Source organism: Methylobacter sp. BBA5.1, from assembly GCF_000746145.1.
Classification (GTDB): domain Bacteria; phylum Pseudomonadota; class Gammaproteobacteria; order Methylococcales; family Methylomonadaceae; genus Methylobacter; species Methylobacter marinus.
In genome coordinates this window covers 12,919-29,410 of sequence record NZ_JQKS01000045.1, presented here as the reverse complement: position 1 = coordinate 29,410, position 16,492 = coordinate 12,919, and the positions used below count along the sequence as shown (strand labels likewise).

Annotated in this window: 14 protein-coding genes and 1 pseudogene; 4 read left to right on the top strand and 11 right to left on the bottom strand. The window is 52.5% G+C overall.

The window, feature by feature from the left end; genetic code table 11:
* The 4 genes and pseudogenes from EK22_RS20200 to EK22_RS20185 all read left to right on the top strand — a co-directional run.
* Window positions 1-293: pseudogene (locus EK22_RS20200) on the top strand (transposase); the annotation flags it as partial.
* Window positions 294-662: 369 nt separating this feature from the next.
* Complete coding sequence (locus EK22_RS20195; RefSeq protein WP_051961996.1) at window positions 663-3,329, top strand: MMPL family transporter; 2,667 nt, start codon at window positions 663-665, stop codon at window positions 3,327-3,329.
* Window positions 3,329-4,621 (top strand): AAA family ATPase, encoded by a 1,293-nt coding sequence (locus EK22_RS20190; protein ID WP_036253961.1) that lies wholly within the window; start codon window positions 3,329-3,331, stop codon window positions 4,619-4,621. The genes EK22_RS20195 and EK22_RS20190 overlap by 1 nt, the downstream gene beginning before the upstream one ends.
* Before the next feature lie 4 nt (window positions 4,622-4,625).
* On the top strand, window positions 4,626-5,288 hold the full coding sequence (locus EK22_RS20185) for a DUF4276 family protein (RefSeq protein WP_200882635.1): 663 nt from the start codon (window positions 4,626-4,628) through the stop codon (window positions 5,286-5,288).
* Between the two features lie 360 nt (window positions 5,289-5,648).
* Here the strand turns inward: EK22_RS20185 and tpx are convergent, their stop codons facing one another.
* The 11 genes from tpx to yajC form a co-directional block, all read right to left on the bottom strand.
* On the bottom strand, window positions 5,649-6,143 hold the full coding sequence (gene tpx / locus EK22_RS20180; protein ID WP_036253956.1) for a thiol peroxidase: 495 nt from the start codon (window positions 6,141-6,143) through the stop codon (window positions 5,649-5,651).
* 99 nt (window positions 6,144-6,242) lie between these two features.
* Window positions 6,243-7,643, bottom strand: a complete 1,401-nt coding sequence (gene der, locus EK22_RS20175; protein ID WP_036253954.1) for a ribosome biogenesis GTPase Der — start codon at window positions 7,641-7,643, stop codon at window positions 6,243-6,245.
* Window positions 7,644-7,648: 5 nt separating this feature from the next.
* Entirely contained in the window at window positions 7,649-8,842 is a 1,194-nt protein-coding gene (bamB, locus tag EK22_RS20170; protein ID WP_051961995.1) for an outer membrane protein assembly factor BamB, read from the bottom strand.
* Complete coding sequence (locus tag EK22_RS20165; protein WP_036253950.1) at window positions 8,842-9,489, bottom strand: YfgM family protein; 648 nt, start codon at window positions 9,487-9,489, stop codon at window positions 8,842-8,844. The genes bamB and EK22_RS20165 overlap by 1 nt, the downstream gene beginning before the upstream one ends.
* 72 nt (window positions 9,490-9,561) lie before the next feature.
* Window positions 9,562-10,833, bottom strand: coding sequence for a histidine--tRNA ligase (gene hisS / locus EK22_RS20160; protein ID WP_036253948.1), 1,272 nt, complete (start codon window positions 10,831-10,833; stop codon window positions 9,562-9,564).
* Between the two features lie 17 nt (window positions 10,834-10,850).
* Window positions 10,851-11,612, bottom strand: a complete 762-nt coding sequence (gene pilW, locus EK22_RS20155) for a type IV pilus biogenesis/stability protein PilW (RefSeq protein WP_051961994.1) — start codon at window positions 11,610-11,612, stop codon at window positions 10,851-10,853.
* On the bottom strand, window positions 11,602-12,714 hold the full coding sequence (rlmN, locus tag EK22_RS20150; RefSeq protein ID WP_036253946.1) for a dual-specificity RNA methyltransferase RlmN: 1,113 nt from the start codon (window positions 12,712-12,714) through the stop codon (window positions 11,602-11,604). Before rlmN ends, pilW begins: the two co-directional genes overlap by 11 nt.
* On the bottom strand, window positions 12,689-13,120 hold the full coding sequence (gene ndk, locus EK22_RS20145; protein ID WP_036253944.1) for a nucleoside-diphosphate kinase: 432 nt from the start codon (window positions 13,118-13,120) through the stop codon (window positions 12,689-12,691). Before ndk ends, rlmN begins: the two co-directional genes overlap by 26 nt.
* A gap of 110 nt (window positions 13,121-13,230) precedes the next feature.
* Window positions 13,231-14,157, bottom strand: a complete 927-nt coding sequence (gene secF, locus EK22_RS20140) for a protein translocase subunit SecF (RefSeq protein ID WP_036253942.1) — start codon at window positions 14,155-14,157, stop codon at window positions 13,231-13,233.
* A gap of 22 nt (window positions 14,158-14,179) precedes the next feature.
* Complete coding sequence (secD, locus tag EK22_RS20135; protein WP_036253940.1) at window positions 14,180-16,027, bottom strand: protein translocase subunit SecD; 1,848 nt, start codon at window positions 16,025-16,027, stop codon at window positions 14,180-14,182.
* A 78-nt stretch (window positions 16,028-16,105) separates the two neighbouring features.
* Window positions 16,106-16,456, bottom strand: coding sequence for a preprotein translocase subunit YajC (gene yajC / locus EK22_RS20130; RefSeq protein ID WP_081917994.1), 351 nt, complete (start codon window positions 16,454-16,456; stop codon window positions 16,106-16,108).
* Window positions 16,457-16,492 lie beyond the last annotated feature (36 nt).

The window sequence follows — 16,492 nt, the reverse complement described above, 5'->3', positions numbered from 1 at the left end:
GGAAATCAGCGCGTTGGTGGGGCTTGCGCCTTATGCCAGGGATAGTGGCAAAAAAAACAGGGCGAAGAGCGATATTTGGGGGGCGAACGCAGATACGATCAACGCTTTACATGGCGACCTTAAGCGCAACCCGTTTTAACAAGCCAATAAGACTATTTTATCAACGTCTGTTGGCCCAAGGTAAGCTAAAAAAAGTGGCCCTTGTTGCCTGTATGAGGAAATTGCTCACTATTCTCAATTCCATGGCAAAAACAGGCAGCGAGTGGAACCCTGATTTTGCCAATCAGGCTTGATTTTGAACACAGTTGCTGCATGGATGCAGGAGGTAGAGCAATGCAGGAGCAATTGCCGAGGTCACGAAGGCTTTTTAATTCAAATACTTGCAAATATTTCATAATAAACTCATGAAGTTATCGGTGAAAAATGATAATGCCATGATTTTCTTCGTGTTCTCGGCAAAGGCGGAAAACCGCTTATGCCGCACAGCGGCGGGGTGAATTATTCAAACCTATTATTCGCCGGGTTTTGTAGCTCTGCTATAGTTGTTTATACTTATCGGATTTTTTCAATCTATCCCAGTCGGGCTGACTTTTTCGCGCCGAGAAAAGAAAACTTGCGCACTGCGGCAAAAGACCGGCCCCACCCTAATCCTTAAACCCTAGATGAGCAACACAACCGACAATCTCCTGGTCAAGACTATTCTCTGGTGGGAAGAAAACATCCTGAACCGCCCCTGGTGGCTACTCGCATTCACCGTGATTATCAGCGGTTTCGTTTTTCACTACACGGCAAACAATCTCACCGTCAACACCAACACGGCCGAGATGCTCTCCCCCGAACTGCCGTTTCAACAGGATCGTCAGCGCCTGGAAAAAGCCTTTCCCCAGGATGCCAATACGATCCTGATGCTGGTGGAAGGCAAGACACCGGAGCAGGCCACAGACGCGCTCCAGCGCATAACATCCGGGCTTCAGCAGCAAAAAGACCAGATCCGGTCCGTCTACATTCCCGACGAAGGCGCGTTTTTCGACCGGAATGGCTTGCTTTATCTGAGTCTGAAAGAACTGCAGGATCTCTCCACCAAACTCGCCAACGCCCAGCCTTTTATCGGCAGACTGTCGCAGGACAACAGCCTCAACGGCCTGTTCGAGCTGTTCGGACAGGCACTGGACGCTTCCAACGGCATTGAGCTCGATATGAATGCTGTTTTCAGCAAGGCCGACGAAGCCTTGCAGGCGGCGCAGCAAGGCCGGCCTTATCAGTTATCCTGGCAGCAACTGATGATGGATCGGAGTTCGGGACTGGGGGTTACCAAACGCTTTATCATCGCCAAGCCGGTCCTGGATTTTCAGGCATTCCTGCCCGCCGAAAAGAGCCTGGCGGTCATCGACCAGGTCATTGCCGCCTCGCTGACCGGCGACCTCGCCGATGTCAGCGTCCGCCTGACCGGCGAAGTCATGCTGGAACACGAAGAGATGCAAACCGTCAGCGAAGACACGGCCATTGCCGGCATCGTCTCAATGTTTCTGGTCTGCATCACGCTCTGGATCGCCTATCGCTCCTTCAAGCTGATGTTCGCCACTTTTTTCACGCTCACTATAGGCCTGATACTGTCCCTGGGCTTCGCCGCGTTCGCGGTCGGCCACCTGAACATGATTTCAATCGCCTTCGGCGTGCTGTTTATCGGCATGGGCGACGCTTATTCCTCGCATTTTTGCCTGCGCTACCGCGAACTGACCCTGCGCGGCGAATCCCCCCGCGATGCCTTGCGCGACACGCTCACGTCCACGGGCGGCTCGCTGGCCCTGTGCACGGTCACGGCGGCAATCGGTCTGTTTGCCTTTATCCCGACCAATTATCTCGGCGTGTCGGAACTGGGCATCATCGCCGGCACCAGTCTGGTCATCGCGCTGTCAACGACCTTTACCGTGCTGCCGGCCGTGATAAAAATCATGCCGCCTAAAATGCGGAAACAGGAAGACAGCCGGAAAACACGCTCGAAGCTGACATCGAACTGGCCGCTGGTTTATGCGCGCCCGATCCGCTGGGTTACCGGCATTCTGGCCGTGGTCTCACTGGCCCTGCTGACACGCGTCAGCATCGATTTCAATCCCATCAACCTGCGTGATCCTGACACCGAGTCGGTCAAAACCTTTAAATACCTGCTGCAGTCCAAGGATACCTCGCCGATGACGCTGACGTCCCTGGCGGCTTCGGCGGCGGAAGCCCGGGATATGGAGGCCCGTTTCGAAAGTCTGAACACGGTGCGCAAGGCCGTGACACTGTTCGATTTCATCCCCGAAAATCAGGACGCCAAGCTGGCCTTGATAGAAGACCTCGCGCTGATTCTGGGCCCCGAGCTCGATAACTTTCCCGAACCGGGCGAAGGCCATGCCGGCATCGAGTCCCTGGAAAAATTCCACGCCATACTCAAGCAGCGCCTGGCGGCCGATAATAACGACGTCATGGCGCGTCTGGACGCTACACTCGATGGTTTTCTCGCCGCCCTGCAATCGCTCGATCCCGAGGCGCGGCAAACGACGTTGAACCGGCTTGAGGCCAGTCTGTTGCAGACACTGCCCTCGACGATCCGGCTTCTCCAAAACAGCCTGCAGGCCAGTGAGATAGACTTGGAAACACTGCCCAAGGATATGCGGGAACGCTGGCGCAACCAGGATGGCGTCTATCGGGTTCAGGCCTTGCCGAAAAAAGACATGAATGATCTGGAGAATATACGCGAGTTTATCCTGGACGCCCAGCAGGTCGATCCGCGCGTCAGCGATTTACCGGTCAGCTTTCTCGAATCCATGAACGAGGTCATTCTTGCGTTCCAGCAGGCCTTTGCCGTTGCCTTCGGGGTCATCGCCTTATTGCTGCTGGCCATCATGCGCAATGTCAAGGATACCCTGCTGGTACTGCTGCCGCTGCTGCTTGCGTCCCTGTTTACGGCCGCCTTGACGGTACTGATCGATATGCCGTTCAATTTCGCCAACATAATTGCCCTGCCGCTGTTGTTCGGCCTCGGCGTGGACAGCGGCATCCACATGGCGCACCGGCTGCACTACCTGAAATCGAACAATGGCGACATGCTCAGCAGCAGCGAGGCGCAGGGCGTGTTCTATGGCACCCTGACCACGATTTTCAGCTTCGGCAGCCTGGCCTTCACGTCGCATCTGGGCACGGCATCGATGGGCATTCTGCTCGCCGTGGGACTGCTCCTGACCCTGGTTTGCGCGCTGGTTGTCCTGCCGGCCTTCAGCGCGCTCAGGTTTCAGCCGCGCTTAACACCAACTCCCGACCGAATAGTAACAAAAATAGGAAATGAATAATGGCAAAGATAGAAGGTTTTAGAATAAAAAACTTCCGCGCACTAAAAGACGTTACACTCGGGCGGTTATGGAATCAGCAACAGGCCGAACCGCTTACGCCGATGACGGCTGTCATTGGAAAAAATGGTGTTGGGAAAAGTACCCTATTTGATGCGTTCGGGTTCCTGGCGGATTCTTTGAAATCCGGCGTTGAAGAGGCTTGCGATTCTCGTGGTCGCGGCGGCTTTGAAAAGATCCGATCTCAAGGACAACTAGGGCCAATCGAGTTTGAGGTGTATTACAAGGAAGATGGCAATGCACGCCCCATCACCTATGAGCTTGCAATTGATGTAGATAATTCGTGCCGCCCTTATGTTCTGAAAGAACGCCTTCGCCAAAGACGTAAGGGTCAGAAGCATGGCTGGCCTTTTTCATTCCTCGTGCTGAATAGCGGTAAAGGTGTTGTGTGGAAAGGGGAGCAGGAAGGCCGCCAAATTGACGAGGAGAAAGGTGATTTCGACCTGCTCAGATTCATGGAATCAATCAAAACAGGTGAAGCGAGAGAGGAATCAAGAGAGACTGAGGTTGTCGAATTGGAAGACAAACGCAAACTTGGTATCGCAACGCTGGGTTCTCTGAAACAACACCCTAGAGTTTCCGCTTTTCGCAAGTTTATCGAAGGATGGTATCTCAGCTATTTTACCCCAGATGCCGCACGGAGTCTGCCGCTTGCTGGTCCTCAGAAACATCTCAATATCCATGGAGATAACCTCGGCAATGTCGTGCAATTCATGGAACGTGAACACCCGAAGCGCTTCCAGTCCATATTGAACCGTATTGCTGAAAAAATCCCAGGAATCAATAAGATCGATACGGAAAAAACAAATGATGGACGGTTACTTCTCCGATTCAACGACAAAGGCTTTCAAGACCCATTCTATGCCCAACAGATGTCTGATGGAACATTGAAGGTATTTGCTTATTTGCTATTATTGGAAGATCCAACACCACCGCCATTCCTATGCATCGAAGAACCGGAAAATGGCCTGTATCATAAGCTCCTAGAATCTCTAGCCAATGAATTCCGTGAGCATGCGACTGGCCGCAAAGGAGGGTCTCAAGTTTTTATAACCACACATCAACCTTATTTGGTAGACGCATTAGAACCTGATGAGGTCTGGATTCTGGAAAAAGGTTCGGATGGTTTTTCCGTCATTCGACGAGCGAACGACGATGAGATCGTAAAAAATATGGTAGCAGAAGGACTACCCTTAGGTGGGCTCTGGTACAGCGATTATCTGGATGCGAGGTAATCGGATGCATTTTGAGATACTTGTTGAAGACCAGTCTGGAAAAAAAGCGCTAGACATTCTTGTCCCTAAACTCATTAGTGATGAACATACTTTCAATGTCCATCCTTACAAAGGAATAGGCCGAATTCCAAAAAACCTTGGAAATAACGCTAATGCAAGTAAGCGTATCCTGCTTGATCAACTTCCTAAATTACTCAGGGGATATGGAAATACATTTGCCAATTACCCTGATGATTATCCTGCCGCTGTTATCTTGATTTGCGATTTGGATAATAAATGTCTGGCACAGTTTCGGAAAGAACTTTACGGGATTCTTGATTCCTGTCATCCAAAACCTGAAACTCGATTTTGCATTGCAATTGAGGAAGGTGAAGCTTGGTTTCTCGGTGATCTTCCCGCGATCAAAATGGCATATCCAAAGGCTAAGGATAGTGTTCTGAATGGATATGTGAATGACTCGATTTGTGGCACATGGGAGCGTCTTGCTGATGCCGTGCTTTACGGCGGCTCACAAGCATTATCAACCAAAGGTGGGCAGGCAATCGGGGCAGAAAAATCGATTTGGTCGGAAAAAATCGCTCCACACATGGATGTAGCCAATAATAAATCTCCTAGCTTTAACTATTTCCGAGAAAAGATTCGAGAACTTGCTGGAACTACCGTTTAATGAAATCGCTCTGGCAATTCAGCACCACAAATAACTGAGCCTGCAAGATATCGAAGAATAAACCTTATGGGGACAAACGGTTTGCCATGTGGTTGTCTGATCATGATGTGATTGTAAAAACTCCATGCTCGCATTGCGGTCATTTAATTCCCAGCTAGTGCTTGATTGCATAAATCAGTTATTGTATTTTTTGTTGATCCCGCCAGGCTCTTTAGTTTGAGTTGGCATCAATTATGTCTGATTTACAAGCCAGTCCAAATGTGGCCGCTGCAGATTTAACCGTTCACCCGTCAATAAGCCTATGGTGAACGGTTAAGCCTAAACTTTATTTATAATAGCGGTCTGTATAAACCTGGAAGCCTACAGCGCGGCCAGCGCGCTTTCGTAATCGGGTTCGTTGGCTACTTCGTCAACCAGCTGCGTATAGATGACGTTGTCGTTCTCGTCGAGAATGACGATGGCGCGGGCCGCCAGGCCGGCAAGAACGGTATCGGTGATATGCACGCCATAGTCATCGGTAAAAGCGGAGCGGAAGGTGGACAGAGGAATCACGTTTTTCAGGCCTTCCGCCTCACAAAAACGGCCTTGGGCAAAAGGCAGATCGGCTGAGATCACCAGCACGACGGTATTGTCCAGGCCTGAGGCTTTCTGATTGAACTTGCGTGTTGAAGCGGCGCACACGGGCGTATCGAGGCTGGGCACGATATTGAGAATTTTTCTTTTGCCGGCATAAGTGGCCAGATTCACGTCCTGCAACTTGCCGTTGACCAGGGTAAAATCCGGCGCCTTGCTGCCGACCGCTGGCAGTTCGCCTGATGTGTGTAACGGTTTGCCTTGAAATTTGATGGTCGCCATAACGTGAATCCTCCAGTTGGGTAATCAATTAAAGATATCGAAACGGGCCTCCTACGGCTTCACGTAGGAGGCCCGCCGGCTGAGCCGGCCGGCCCCGGATCACTTCTTGCCTTTGGTATGCCTGACCAGCCGTTTGCGTTTTTGCACCTGCCGCTCGGTCAGTTGGTTTTTCTTGCCGTGGAAGGGATTGACCGGCGATTTGAACTCGAGACGGATAGGCGTCCCTTTCAGACCCAGTTTGTCGCGAAAATAGTTCATTAAATAGCGCTTATAGGCATTCGGCAGTACATCGGTCTGAGCGCCGTGTATGACCACGACAGGCGGATTGCGCCCGCCCTGATGGGCATATTTGAGCTTGATCCGGCGCCCGTTCACCAAAGGCGGCTGATGCGCGTCGGTCGCTTCTTTCAGGATCCGCGTCAGCACTGGCGTGCCCATATCGAGCATGGCCGAGTCGTACAGGGTATGCACGACATCGAACAGTTTGCCGACGCCGCTGCCGTGCAACGCCGAGATCGGATGTTTTTCGGCGAATTCCAGAAACGACAATTTGACATCCATTTGCCGCCTGACCGTTTCCTTCTGCTCGATTGTCAGGCCATCCCATTTATTCAGGCCGATAATCAAGGCTCTGCCGGCTTCCAGCACGAGACCCAGCAAATGCGCATCCTGGTCGGTGATGCCTTCGCTGGCATCGATCAGGTAGATGACGACATTGGCTTTTTCGATCGCCTGCAACGATTTGATGACGCTGAATTTTTCAATCCCCAGGGACACTTTCGAGCGCCTGCGCATGCCGGCCGTATCGATCAGCGTGAACATCTTGCCGTTGCGCTCAAACGGAATATAGACACTGTCGCGCGTCGTACCGGGCTCATCGAACACGACCACGCGCTCTTCCCCCAGCAGCCGGTTGACCAGCGTGGACTTGCCGACATTGGGCCTTCCGACGACGGCGATACCGATACCGCTGATGCCGTCGCGCAGGTCTTCGGCTTCTTTATCGGGCGGCGGCAGCAATTGGTCGGCGCGCGCCAGTAATTCAGGCACGCCTCGCCCATGCGTCGCGGCAATTTGCACCGGCTCGCCCAGCGCCAGCGAATGGAAATCGGCCGCCGCCATGTCGCCATGGATGCCGTCGACTTTGTTGGTGACCAGGATAACGGGCTTATTCAGCTTTCTGAGCATATCGGCGATAACCTGATCGGAGGCGTTAAGCCCTTCACGCGCGTCGACCATGAAGAAAATGATATCAGCCTCATCAAGCGCGATTTGCACCTGTTTTCTCGCGCAGCTGTCTATGCCGTCCGCATCATCGGCTATACCGCCGGTATCGACAACCAGGCAGGCGCGGTCGCCGCGCTTGACGCGGCCGTATTGCCTGTCCCGGGTGAGGCCCGGATAATCGGCCACCAGTGCCTCGCGGCTGCGTGTCAAGTAATTGAATAATGTCGACTTGCCAACATTAGGGCGCCCGACAAGGGCTATAACAGGTAGCATATTTTCTATAAGGACCGGGCTTTTAAAGCGGCAAGCGTGCCGTCTTTTGCGTAAACGTAAACGGTATTATCCACCACGAGGGGCTTGGCATCCATGGCGCTGTCAGCCACCTGTACACGAGCCAGTTGCCTGCCGTCATTGGTGGATAGCCAATGCACATAACCTTCCAGATCACCGACCACGACATAACTCTCATACGTGGCCGGCGCAGTTAATTTTCTTTGATGCAGTTCCTTCTGCTTCCATAATGAGGCGCCGCTGCGCTGGTCCAGTTGCCAGACATCGCTTTTCGAATCCGTCAAATATAAATAGCGCCAGTCATTGGCCATGCCCGAAGAAGACGAAATCGTCTCGTTACGCCAGATCACGTCGCCGTCCAGCGCCAGAGCCGCGGCTATCCCGCTCTGGTAACTGGCAATATAAATGACGCCGTCGGTTTCTATCGGATCAACGTCAAGATCGACCAGCCTTTCCACTTCCGAGCGGCCGGAGGGAATCACGACGCTGGTTTCCCAGACATGCTTGCCGTCCGCCAGGCGTAAAGCGATCAATTTGCCATTGTCATAGCCGCCCACGACATTGTCTCCACTGATCAGCAATGAGCCGGTTCCGCGCACGCTGAGTGCCGGCATGGCCTGCTCGTAGCTCCATAACCTGTCGCCGTTTTTCTCGTCGAGCGCCGTGACGGTTCCGTCAATCGTACGAACGACGACCACGCCCTGGGCAATGGCGGGCACCGAAAGCACTTCGCTGGAGACGCCGGCAGTCCAGAGCAATTCGCCATTTTCAAGGTTTAAGGCGACGACTTCGGCGTCGCTGGTGCCTAGAACAACCGTGCCGTTCCCCAGGCCCGGACCGCCGGAAAAGTCAAACTCGGTTTCCGCTTCCCAGTTCAGGTCGCCGGAATTTAAATCCCTGGACTGTACCAGCCCATCTCTATCCGCGACCAGTATTGCCCCGTAGCCGGCGGCCGGCACAAGCTTCAAGGCATGCCCGTTCGCCCCGTCGCCGACAGTTTTCTTCCACAGCACATCGATCTCGATCTCAGGCGTGAGTTCAGTCAGTTCGGTCGGCGGGTCGGTATTGTCCTCGCCGCCGGTAAAATAATCGGTCAGTCCTGCAACCGAATCGCTAACGGTGTTCAATGCCGCACAGCCGGTCAATACAAAACAAGTCAATAGCAGCGTAATCAGGCGCATTATTTTTGAGTTTGTATGATTTCTGGAGCGGTCAAATCATCGATTTTCAGTTGTAACAAGGGCGACTGTGATCCATTTCTTAACGCATTCTGATAAGCCGTGCGCGCTTCAGCCCGGCGATCCAGCGCGACGTATAAGTCACCCAGCAGCTCGTCGTAAGTGACCGAAAAACCGGACGATGAGGCAGGGTCCACTTTGTTGATGACCTCCAGTCCCTGCTCATGCTCACCAGTCGCCAACATCAGGCGCACCAGCCTGATCCGTGCGATGTGGCTCAATTCGTCATCCGATTTTGCCGCAAGTCCTTCCAGGATCTGCTTGGCCGCGGCCAGATCGCCCTGCTGGACTTTCAGTTTTGCCTGCACCAGGCCGCTGTATAACGCATATTTGGTAGTGCCGAACTGCTCTTTCGTGCGTTCAGCCAGTTTTTCGGCGGATTCCTTGTTGCCGGCATCCGTCGCCGTCAATAGTTGGTCGTACAGGGCGGAAGCTTGCGCCGCCTGTTCCTTATTATGGCTTCGCCAATAATTCCAGCCCAGAATAAGCGCGATACCCACTACCAGGCCGGCAATGGTCGACGTGCCATTTTCCTTCCACCATCTTTTTAACGCTTCTACCTGTTCTTCTTCTGTATCGTAAATTGCCACGTGCTTTCTCTTGTTTGATATTAATGAAACGGTAAGTTATTGCCCGCCAGATACTGTCCGAGTCTGCCGGGATTACAGATGCTCTTTAAAAAACGCAATGGCCTGCGGCTGGGATAGGGTCTGCTGCTCCTGCTCATGCCGTAAGGATTTGATGCCGACTTCGCCGCGGCTGACTTCATCATCGCCCAGGATGATGGCATAGTCGGCGCCTGTTTTATCGGCTTTCTTGAACTGGCTTTTGAAACTGCCGCCGCCGCAATGCATCTGCAGCTTCATCGCCGGAACTTCATTCCGGAGCGCTTCGGCAAATCGCAGCCCCGCTCTTTCGGCGGTTTCGCCGACGCGGATCATATAGACATTGACGGGTTTTGCCACCGGCACATTCTCCAGCGTTTCCATCAAGGCCAATAACCGTTCCATACCCATGGCAAAGCCTACCGCGTAATTGGACTTGCCGCCCAGTTGCTCGATCAGGCCGTCATAACGGCCGCCCGCGCAAACCGTGCCTTGCGCGCCCAGCTCATCGGTCACCCATTCGAAAACAGTCTTGCCGTAATAATCGAGACCACGCACCAGTCTGGAGTTAAGTTCGTACGCGATACCGAGATCATCGAGCATGGCGGTAAACGTATTAAAGTGATCGCGGCTGTCATCGCCCAGGTAGTCCATCAATTCCGGGGCATTGGCGACGACTGCTTTCATGGCCGGGTTCTTGGTATCGAGAATGCGCAGCGGATTGGTGTTCAGGCGGCGCAGGCTGTCCTCATCCAACTGGTCCAGATGTCCCTGGAAATAGGTAACCAGGCTTTCCCGGTAAAGCGCCCGCTCGGCAATCGTGCCGAGCGAATTGAGCTGCAACCGAACCTTGTCGCGGATACCGAGTTTTTTCCATAACCGGTCGATGATCAGAATCAGTTCGGCATCGATATCGGGACCGGCCATGCCATAGGTTTCCACGCCCAGCTGGAAAAACTGGCGATAACGGCCTTTCTGCGGGCGCTCATGGCGGTACATAGGTCCGTAATACCATAACCGGTGCACCTGGTTATGCAGCATGCCATGCTCCAAACAGGCCCTGAGGCAGCCGGCCGTCCCTTCCGGCCGCAAGGTCAGCGAATCGCCGTTCCTGTCTTCAAATGTATACATTTCCTTTTCGACGATATCGGTCACTTCACCGATAGAGCGCTTGAAAAGCTCCGTTTTTTCCACGATAGGCAGTCGGATTTCGCTATAGCCATAAGCGCCGAGTACGTCTCTGATGATTTGTTCCGCGTATTGCCAGAGCGGCGCCTGTTCGGGAAGCACATCATGCATCCCGCGAATTGCTTGAATGTTATTTGCCATGTGTATGATACAGCCCGTTACCGTTGAGCGGGCTTAGTCTTTTTTGCTTCGTCTGAGAAGGGGAATTTTTCGAATAATTGCTGCCGGTAGTCTTCGGCCGGCTCCCGGTTGCCTAGCGCGCGCTCTGTCTGCATCGCATACCATAAGGTTTCGGATGTGGGAGGGGCGATATTGGCATAGCGCTGAAAATAGCCTTTCGCGGCCCAGAACTCACCGCTTTTATAGCTGATTTTTTGCATTTCCAGCAAAGCCGGAGCATAGGCCGCGTGCGCTTCCAATGCCTTGCGGAAAGAAACAGCGGCTTCTTGCGGCTGCCCCATGCTGACCTGGCAGCGCCCGAGATTGGTCAACGCCATCCACGGCCGCTCATTTAACGGCATGGCGGCGGCACGGGACAATAAGGCGACGCCTTCCTCAAACTGGCCGCGTTCGCAAAGAAAACGGCCATAGTTGTTTTGTCCTCCCGAATCATCGGGCGCCAGATCCAGTGCCGTCTCATAATGCTCGCGGGCATCATCATACAAATTGATTTTTTCGTACAGAAAAGCCAGCGCATTGTGGACTTTGGCATTGTGCGAATCTTTCTTCAGCGCCATCAGCAGATTTTCTTTCGCCAGCTCGAGCTTGTTCAGCCCCATATAGCGTACGCCCAGCTGTAAATAGACCTCGGCGGATTCACGGTCCTTAGCGCTTTTTCCCGTTCCGGCGCAGGCGTTTAATGCCGACGCCAGCAGGATGACGCTAACAATTTTGATGGCTTTGCTTGATTCAGGCTGCACGTTCGGAACTCGCTGGTTTGATTTTCAGGTGCCTGCGGCTTTTATCCTCGACTTTTCCGACAAGCTGACCGCACGCGGCATCGATATCCTCACCGCGCGTACGCCTGACCGTGGTGACGATTCCGGCCTCGTTCAGGAGCATTCTGAAACGGTTGATCGTCTCGTTGCTGGAACACCGGTAAGGTGAATTCGGAAAAGGATTGAATGGTATCAGATTCAGTTTTGACGGGACGCTTTTCAATAATTTAATCAATCCGCGCGCATCCTGCACCGAGTCATTAATGCCGTCCAGCATCACGTATTCAAAGGTGATTTTGCGGCGCGGCGCAATCTTGACATTTTCCCTACAGGCCGCCATCAGTTCCTTGAGCGGGTATTTTTTATTGATGGGAACCAGTTCGTCCCTTAGCTCATCGGTCACAGCATGCAGTGACACCGCCAGGCTGACGTCGCAGACTTCGGTCAGCCGATACATGGCCGGCACAACCCCTGAGGTGCTGATCGTGACGCGGCGCTTGGACAGGCCGTAGGCAAAATCATCCATCATCAGGTTCACGGCCGCGATGACGTTGTCGAAGTTCAGCAATGGTTCGCCCATGCCCATCATGACGACATTGGTAATGCGCTTGTCGGGACCTAAGCGTTTCTGGGCAACTAACAGCTGGCCGATAATTTCGGCGGTCGTCAGGTTACGGTTAAACCCCTGCTGGGCCGTGGAGCAAAACGAGCAGGCCAAAGCGCAGCCGACTTGCGAAGACACGCAAAGCGTACCGCGCCCCTCCTCCGGAATAAAAACCGTTTCCACCCGATTACCGCAACTGGTCTGCAAAGCCCATTTACAAGTACCATCCGTGGCGATTTGTTCCACGACGATTTCAGGCGTTTCTATGCAGCAGTGTTCATTTAAATAGGCGCGCAACGATTTGCTTAAATTGGTCATCAGGTCGAAGTCCTGGACGTCTTCCTGATAAATCCATTTAAGCAACTGCGTTGCGCGGAAAGGTTTCTCGCCTATCTCGACAAAAAAAGCCGCGAGGCCTTTTCTGTCGAAGTTCAGCAGATTGGTGCGTTTCGGCTTAGCGGGTGCGTGCACAGAGTTCATTGTCCGAGAAAAAGAAAGCGATTTCTCTTTTGGCTGTTTCCAGTGCATCGGAGCCATGCACGGCATTTTCATCGATGCTGTCGGCGAAGTCGGCGCGTATCGTGCCGGCTGCCGCTTCTTTAGGGTTGGTGGCGCCCATCAGTTCGCGATTTTTCAGCACCGCGTTTTCGCCTTCCAATACCTGCATCATGACCGGGCCTGAAATCATGAACGACACCAGATCATTGAAGAAGCCGCGCTCTTTATGTTCCGCGTAGAAGCCTTCGGCCTGTTCTTGAGTCAAATGCACCATTTTGGCGGCAATGATTTGTAAACCGTTCTTTTCAAAACGGCTGTATATTTCGCCGATGACATTTTTTGCTACCGCGTCAGGTTTAATGATGGAAAAAGTGCGTTCTATCGCCATGTGTTTTAAAACTCCAGAGTGTTAATAAAAATTAATAAGGGCTTATTATATCCGAACAAACCGGCTATTTCGAAGATGCCTGAAAATATTGCCGGCAAATATTGTTCCGTTTAAGGTAAATGGTCGATGTCCGCGCCTTCCTTTACCGGTATCATCAAATCCTCGGCACTGACTCCCCAGGTTAAAGCCAGCGCGCTGGCGACGAAAACCGAGGAATACGTTCCGACAAATACCCCGAATAAAAGTGCAATCGAAAAATTGTGAATAATCGCGCCGCCGAGGAATACCAGGGCAAGCAATACCAGAACCACGGTAAAAGAAGTCAGAATGGTTCGGCTCAGCGTTTCATTCAATGAGGCATTCATGATTTCTTCCGACGTGCCTTTTCTGAATTTTCTGAAGTTCTCCCGGATACGGTCAAACACGACAATGGTGTCGTTCAGCGAGTAACCGATCAGCGCAAGGATCGCCGCCAATACGGTCGAATCAAATTCCAGACCCAAAATAGAAAACAAGCCCAGCGTAATGACAACGTCATGCACTAATGCGGCCACCGAACCCAGAGCAAACTTGTATTCAAAACGCCAGGCCACATAGATCAAAATGCCGATCATCGAAAACAATAACGCCAGCCCGCCGTCTTGAACCAGCTCATCGCCAACTTGGGGCCCGACAAATTCGACACGACGCAATTGCGCGGGTTCTGCCGTATTCTTATTGACGGCTTCCAGCACCTTAGTGCTTAACTCCTTATCGCTGATGCCCTCCTGGGATTTCAGACGGATCAGGACATCCTTGGTCGTGCCGTAATGCTGAACGGAAGCATCGCCGAAGCCGGCTCCATTCAAAGCGCCGCGCACCGCTGCCAGATCGGCCGTTTGCGGGTAGCCCACTTCCACGAGCGTACCGCCGGTAAAATCGATGCCCAACTGCAGGCCGCGCACGGCCAGCGAGACGATCGAAACGACCAGCAAGATACTGGACACTATCAGCGCTATTTTGCGTCTGCCTAAAAAATCTATATTTTGTTTTAACATGTTTTAATCTTCTCTACAGAGCCTAAATAGACAGTTTCTCAACCCTGCGGTTGCCGTAAATCCAGTTAATGATCATCCTCGAGCCGACGGTTGCGGTAAACATGGACGTCAGAATACCAATCGACAGGGTTACGGCAAAGCCTTTCACAGAGCCGGTGCCAAACGCGAACAGCATCACGGCAGTCAGTAAAGTCGTCAAATTGGAATCGAAAATAGTCGCGAACGCTTTTTCATAGCCCAGAAAAATGCTGGACTGCGGCGTATTGCCGTTTCTGATTTCCTCACGAATACGCTCGAAGATCAGAACGTTGGCATCGACCGACATACCGACCGTCAACACGATACCGGCAATACCGGGCAACGTCAGCGTCGCCTGCAGCATCGACAAGATAGCCACCAGAATAACCAGGTTAAACGCCAGAGCAATATTGGCCACCATGCCGAAGAGCCTGTAATAGAGCGCCATAAATACCAGCACCAGGACAAAACCCACCATAACCGACATCATACCTTTATCGATGTTATCCTGCCCAAGACTTGGCCCGACCGTGCGTTCCTCCACGATATCGACCGGCGCCGCCAGAGCTCCGGCTCTTAGCAGAAGCGCGAGATTGCGTGCTTCCTGAGGGCTATCCAGTCCGGTGGTCTGAAAGCGCTTGCTGAAAGCATCACGGATTGTGGCAACGCTGATCACCTGCTCGGTTTTCTCTTTACGGACAACCTTCTGGCCGTTAACCATTCTGGTCTCGGACTTGTATTCAATGAAGACCACCGCCATAGGCCTGCCGATATTAGCTTGCGTGATTTTGCCCATCTTCGCGGCGCCGACGCCGTTCAGAGTAATCGATACCGACGGCTGGCCATCCTGGTCGAGGCCCGACGAGGCGTCGACAATCTGGTCGCCGGTCACGATGATACGCCGGTCCAACAGAATGGGATTGCCGCTCTTGTCATAATATAAACGGCTGCCGACCGGCACCAGGCCTTTTACAGCCTTTTGCACGTCATGCTCGACATCAACGAGCCGGTATTCCAGTGTCGCCGTGGTACCCAGGATTTCCTTGGCGCGCGCCGTATCCTGCACGCCGGGCAATTGCACGACGATGCGATTTTCACCTTGCTGTTGAATCACAGGCTCCGCGACACCGAGTTCATTGACCCGGTTGCGCAATGTGGTCATATTCTGCGCCACGGCGAATTTTTTAATCTCGCGGATCTCGACTTCGGAAATTTTCAGCCACACTTCATCCTGAGCATTCGGCTCGGTCAAATCCAGTGAGCGGAAATCCTTATTCAGTAAGGACAATAAAGCGGGTTTTTCATCGGCTGATTTCAGCTTGACCTTAATGTAGCCATTATCCTTGGAAACCGACTGATAATGAATTTTTGCGCCTCTCAGCGCCAGACGAACATCTTCGTTATAACGTTCTTCCGCCTGCTTGACGGCCGCATCCATGTCCACTTCAAGCAGAAAATGCACACCGCCGCGCAAATCCAGACCCAGGTACATGGCGTCGGCACCTAATGATTGCAGCCAACCCGGCGTCGCAGGCGCCAGATTCAGCGCCACCGTATAATCGCTTCCCAGTTTGTCTCTGAGCAGGTCCGCTGCCTGGAGCTGGTCATCGGTATTATTAAACCGGACTAAAACACGACCGTCCTTAAACTCAAACGATTTAATATCAAATCCGGCTGCTTTGATGGCTGACTCGACCTGGTCCGCCTGTTGCTGCGCGACTTGGGTATCTCGTGTTGATGAGACCTGAACGGAAGGATCGTCACCATACAAATTCGGTAACGCGTAAACAATCCCGATCATGAAAATGATCAGGATCAATAGATTTTTCCAAAGGGGGAAACGGTTTTGCATGTGTTATTCCATCAATTGAACGACGTCGGTCGTATCGACTTTGCCGACAAGCTATGCGCTAAATACAGGATGCGATAGTTAAACCTTGTTTTTTCTAAGGATTGTTTTATAGGTTCCTTTAGGCATCAGGCTGCCAATGGCATGGCGCTGGACTTGAATAAAAATATTGTCGCTGATTTCGAGCTTGACGAAATTCTCGTCCAGATCAACGATCTTGCCGAGAATACCGCCTGTCGTTACAACTTCGACCCCTTTGGTAAGCGATGCCAGCATTTGCTTTTGTTCTTTGGCTTTCTTGGCTTGCGGACGCAGAAACAGAAAATAGAAAAATACCAGTATGCCCAGCGGAAACAGCATGCCTTCAATACCGGGTTGTTGAGCGGCGGGAGCCGCGGCTTCCGCTAACGCATCAGAAATAAAGAAACTCATTGTTATCCTCGGTTGTTATTATAGTAAATAAAAAAG

Excerpts from the sequence above, each read along its gene's own strand:
- EK22_RS20195 (WP_051961996.1), top strand. The coding sequence starts at position 663 with ATGAGCAACACAACCGACAATCTCCTGGTCAAGACTATTCTCTGGTGG.
- ndk (WP_036253944.1), bottom strand. The coding sequence starts at position 13,120 with ATGGCGATAGAACGCACTTTTTCCATCATTAAACCTGACGCGGTAGCA.
- tpx (WP_036253956.1), bottom strand. The coding sequence starts at position 6,143 with ATGGCGACCATCAAATTTCAAGGCAAACCGTTACACACATCAGGCGAA.
- yajC (WP_081917994.1), bottom strand. The coding sequence starts at position 16,456 with ATGAGTTTCTTTATTTCTGATGCGTTAGCGGAAGCCGCGGCTCCCGCC.
- EK22_RS20190 (WP_036253961.1), top strand. The coding sequence starts at position 3,329 with ATGGCAAAGATAGAAGGTTTTAGAATAAAAAACTTCCGCGCACTAAAA.
- secD (WP_036253940.1), bottom strand. The coding sequence starts at position 16,027 with ATGCAAAACCGTTTCCCCCTTTGGAAAAATCTATTGATCCTGATCATT.
- EK22_RS20185 (WP_200882635.1), top strand. The coding sequence starts at position 4,626 with ATGCATTTTGAGATACTTGTTGAAGACCAGTCTGGAAAAAAAGCGCTA.
- rlmN (WP_036253946.1), bottom strand. The coding sequence starts at position 12,714 with ATGAACTCTGTGCACGCACCCGCTAAGCCGAAACGCACCAATCTGCTG.
- hisS (WP_036253948.1), bottom strand. The coding sequence starts at position 10,833 with ATGGCAAATAACATTCAAGCAATTCGCGGGATGCATGATGTGCTTCCC.
- bamB (WP_051961995.1), bottom strand. The coding sequence starts at position 8,842 with ATGCGCCTGATTACGCTGCTATTGACTTGTTTTGTATTGACCGGCTGT.
- der (WP_036253954.1), bottom strand. The coding sequence starts at position 7,643 with ATGCTACCTGTTATAGCCCTTGTCGGGCGCCCTAATGTTGGCAAGTCG.
- secF (WP_036253942.1), bottom strand. The coding sequence starts at position 14,157 with ATGTTAAAACAAAATATAGATTTTTTAGGCAGACGCAAAATAGCGCTG.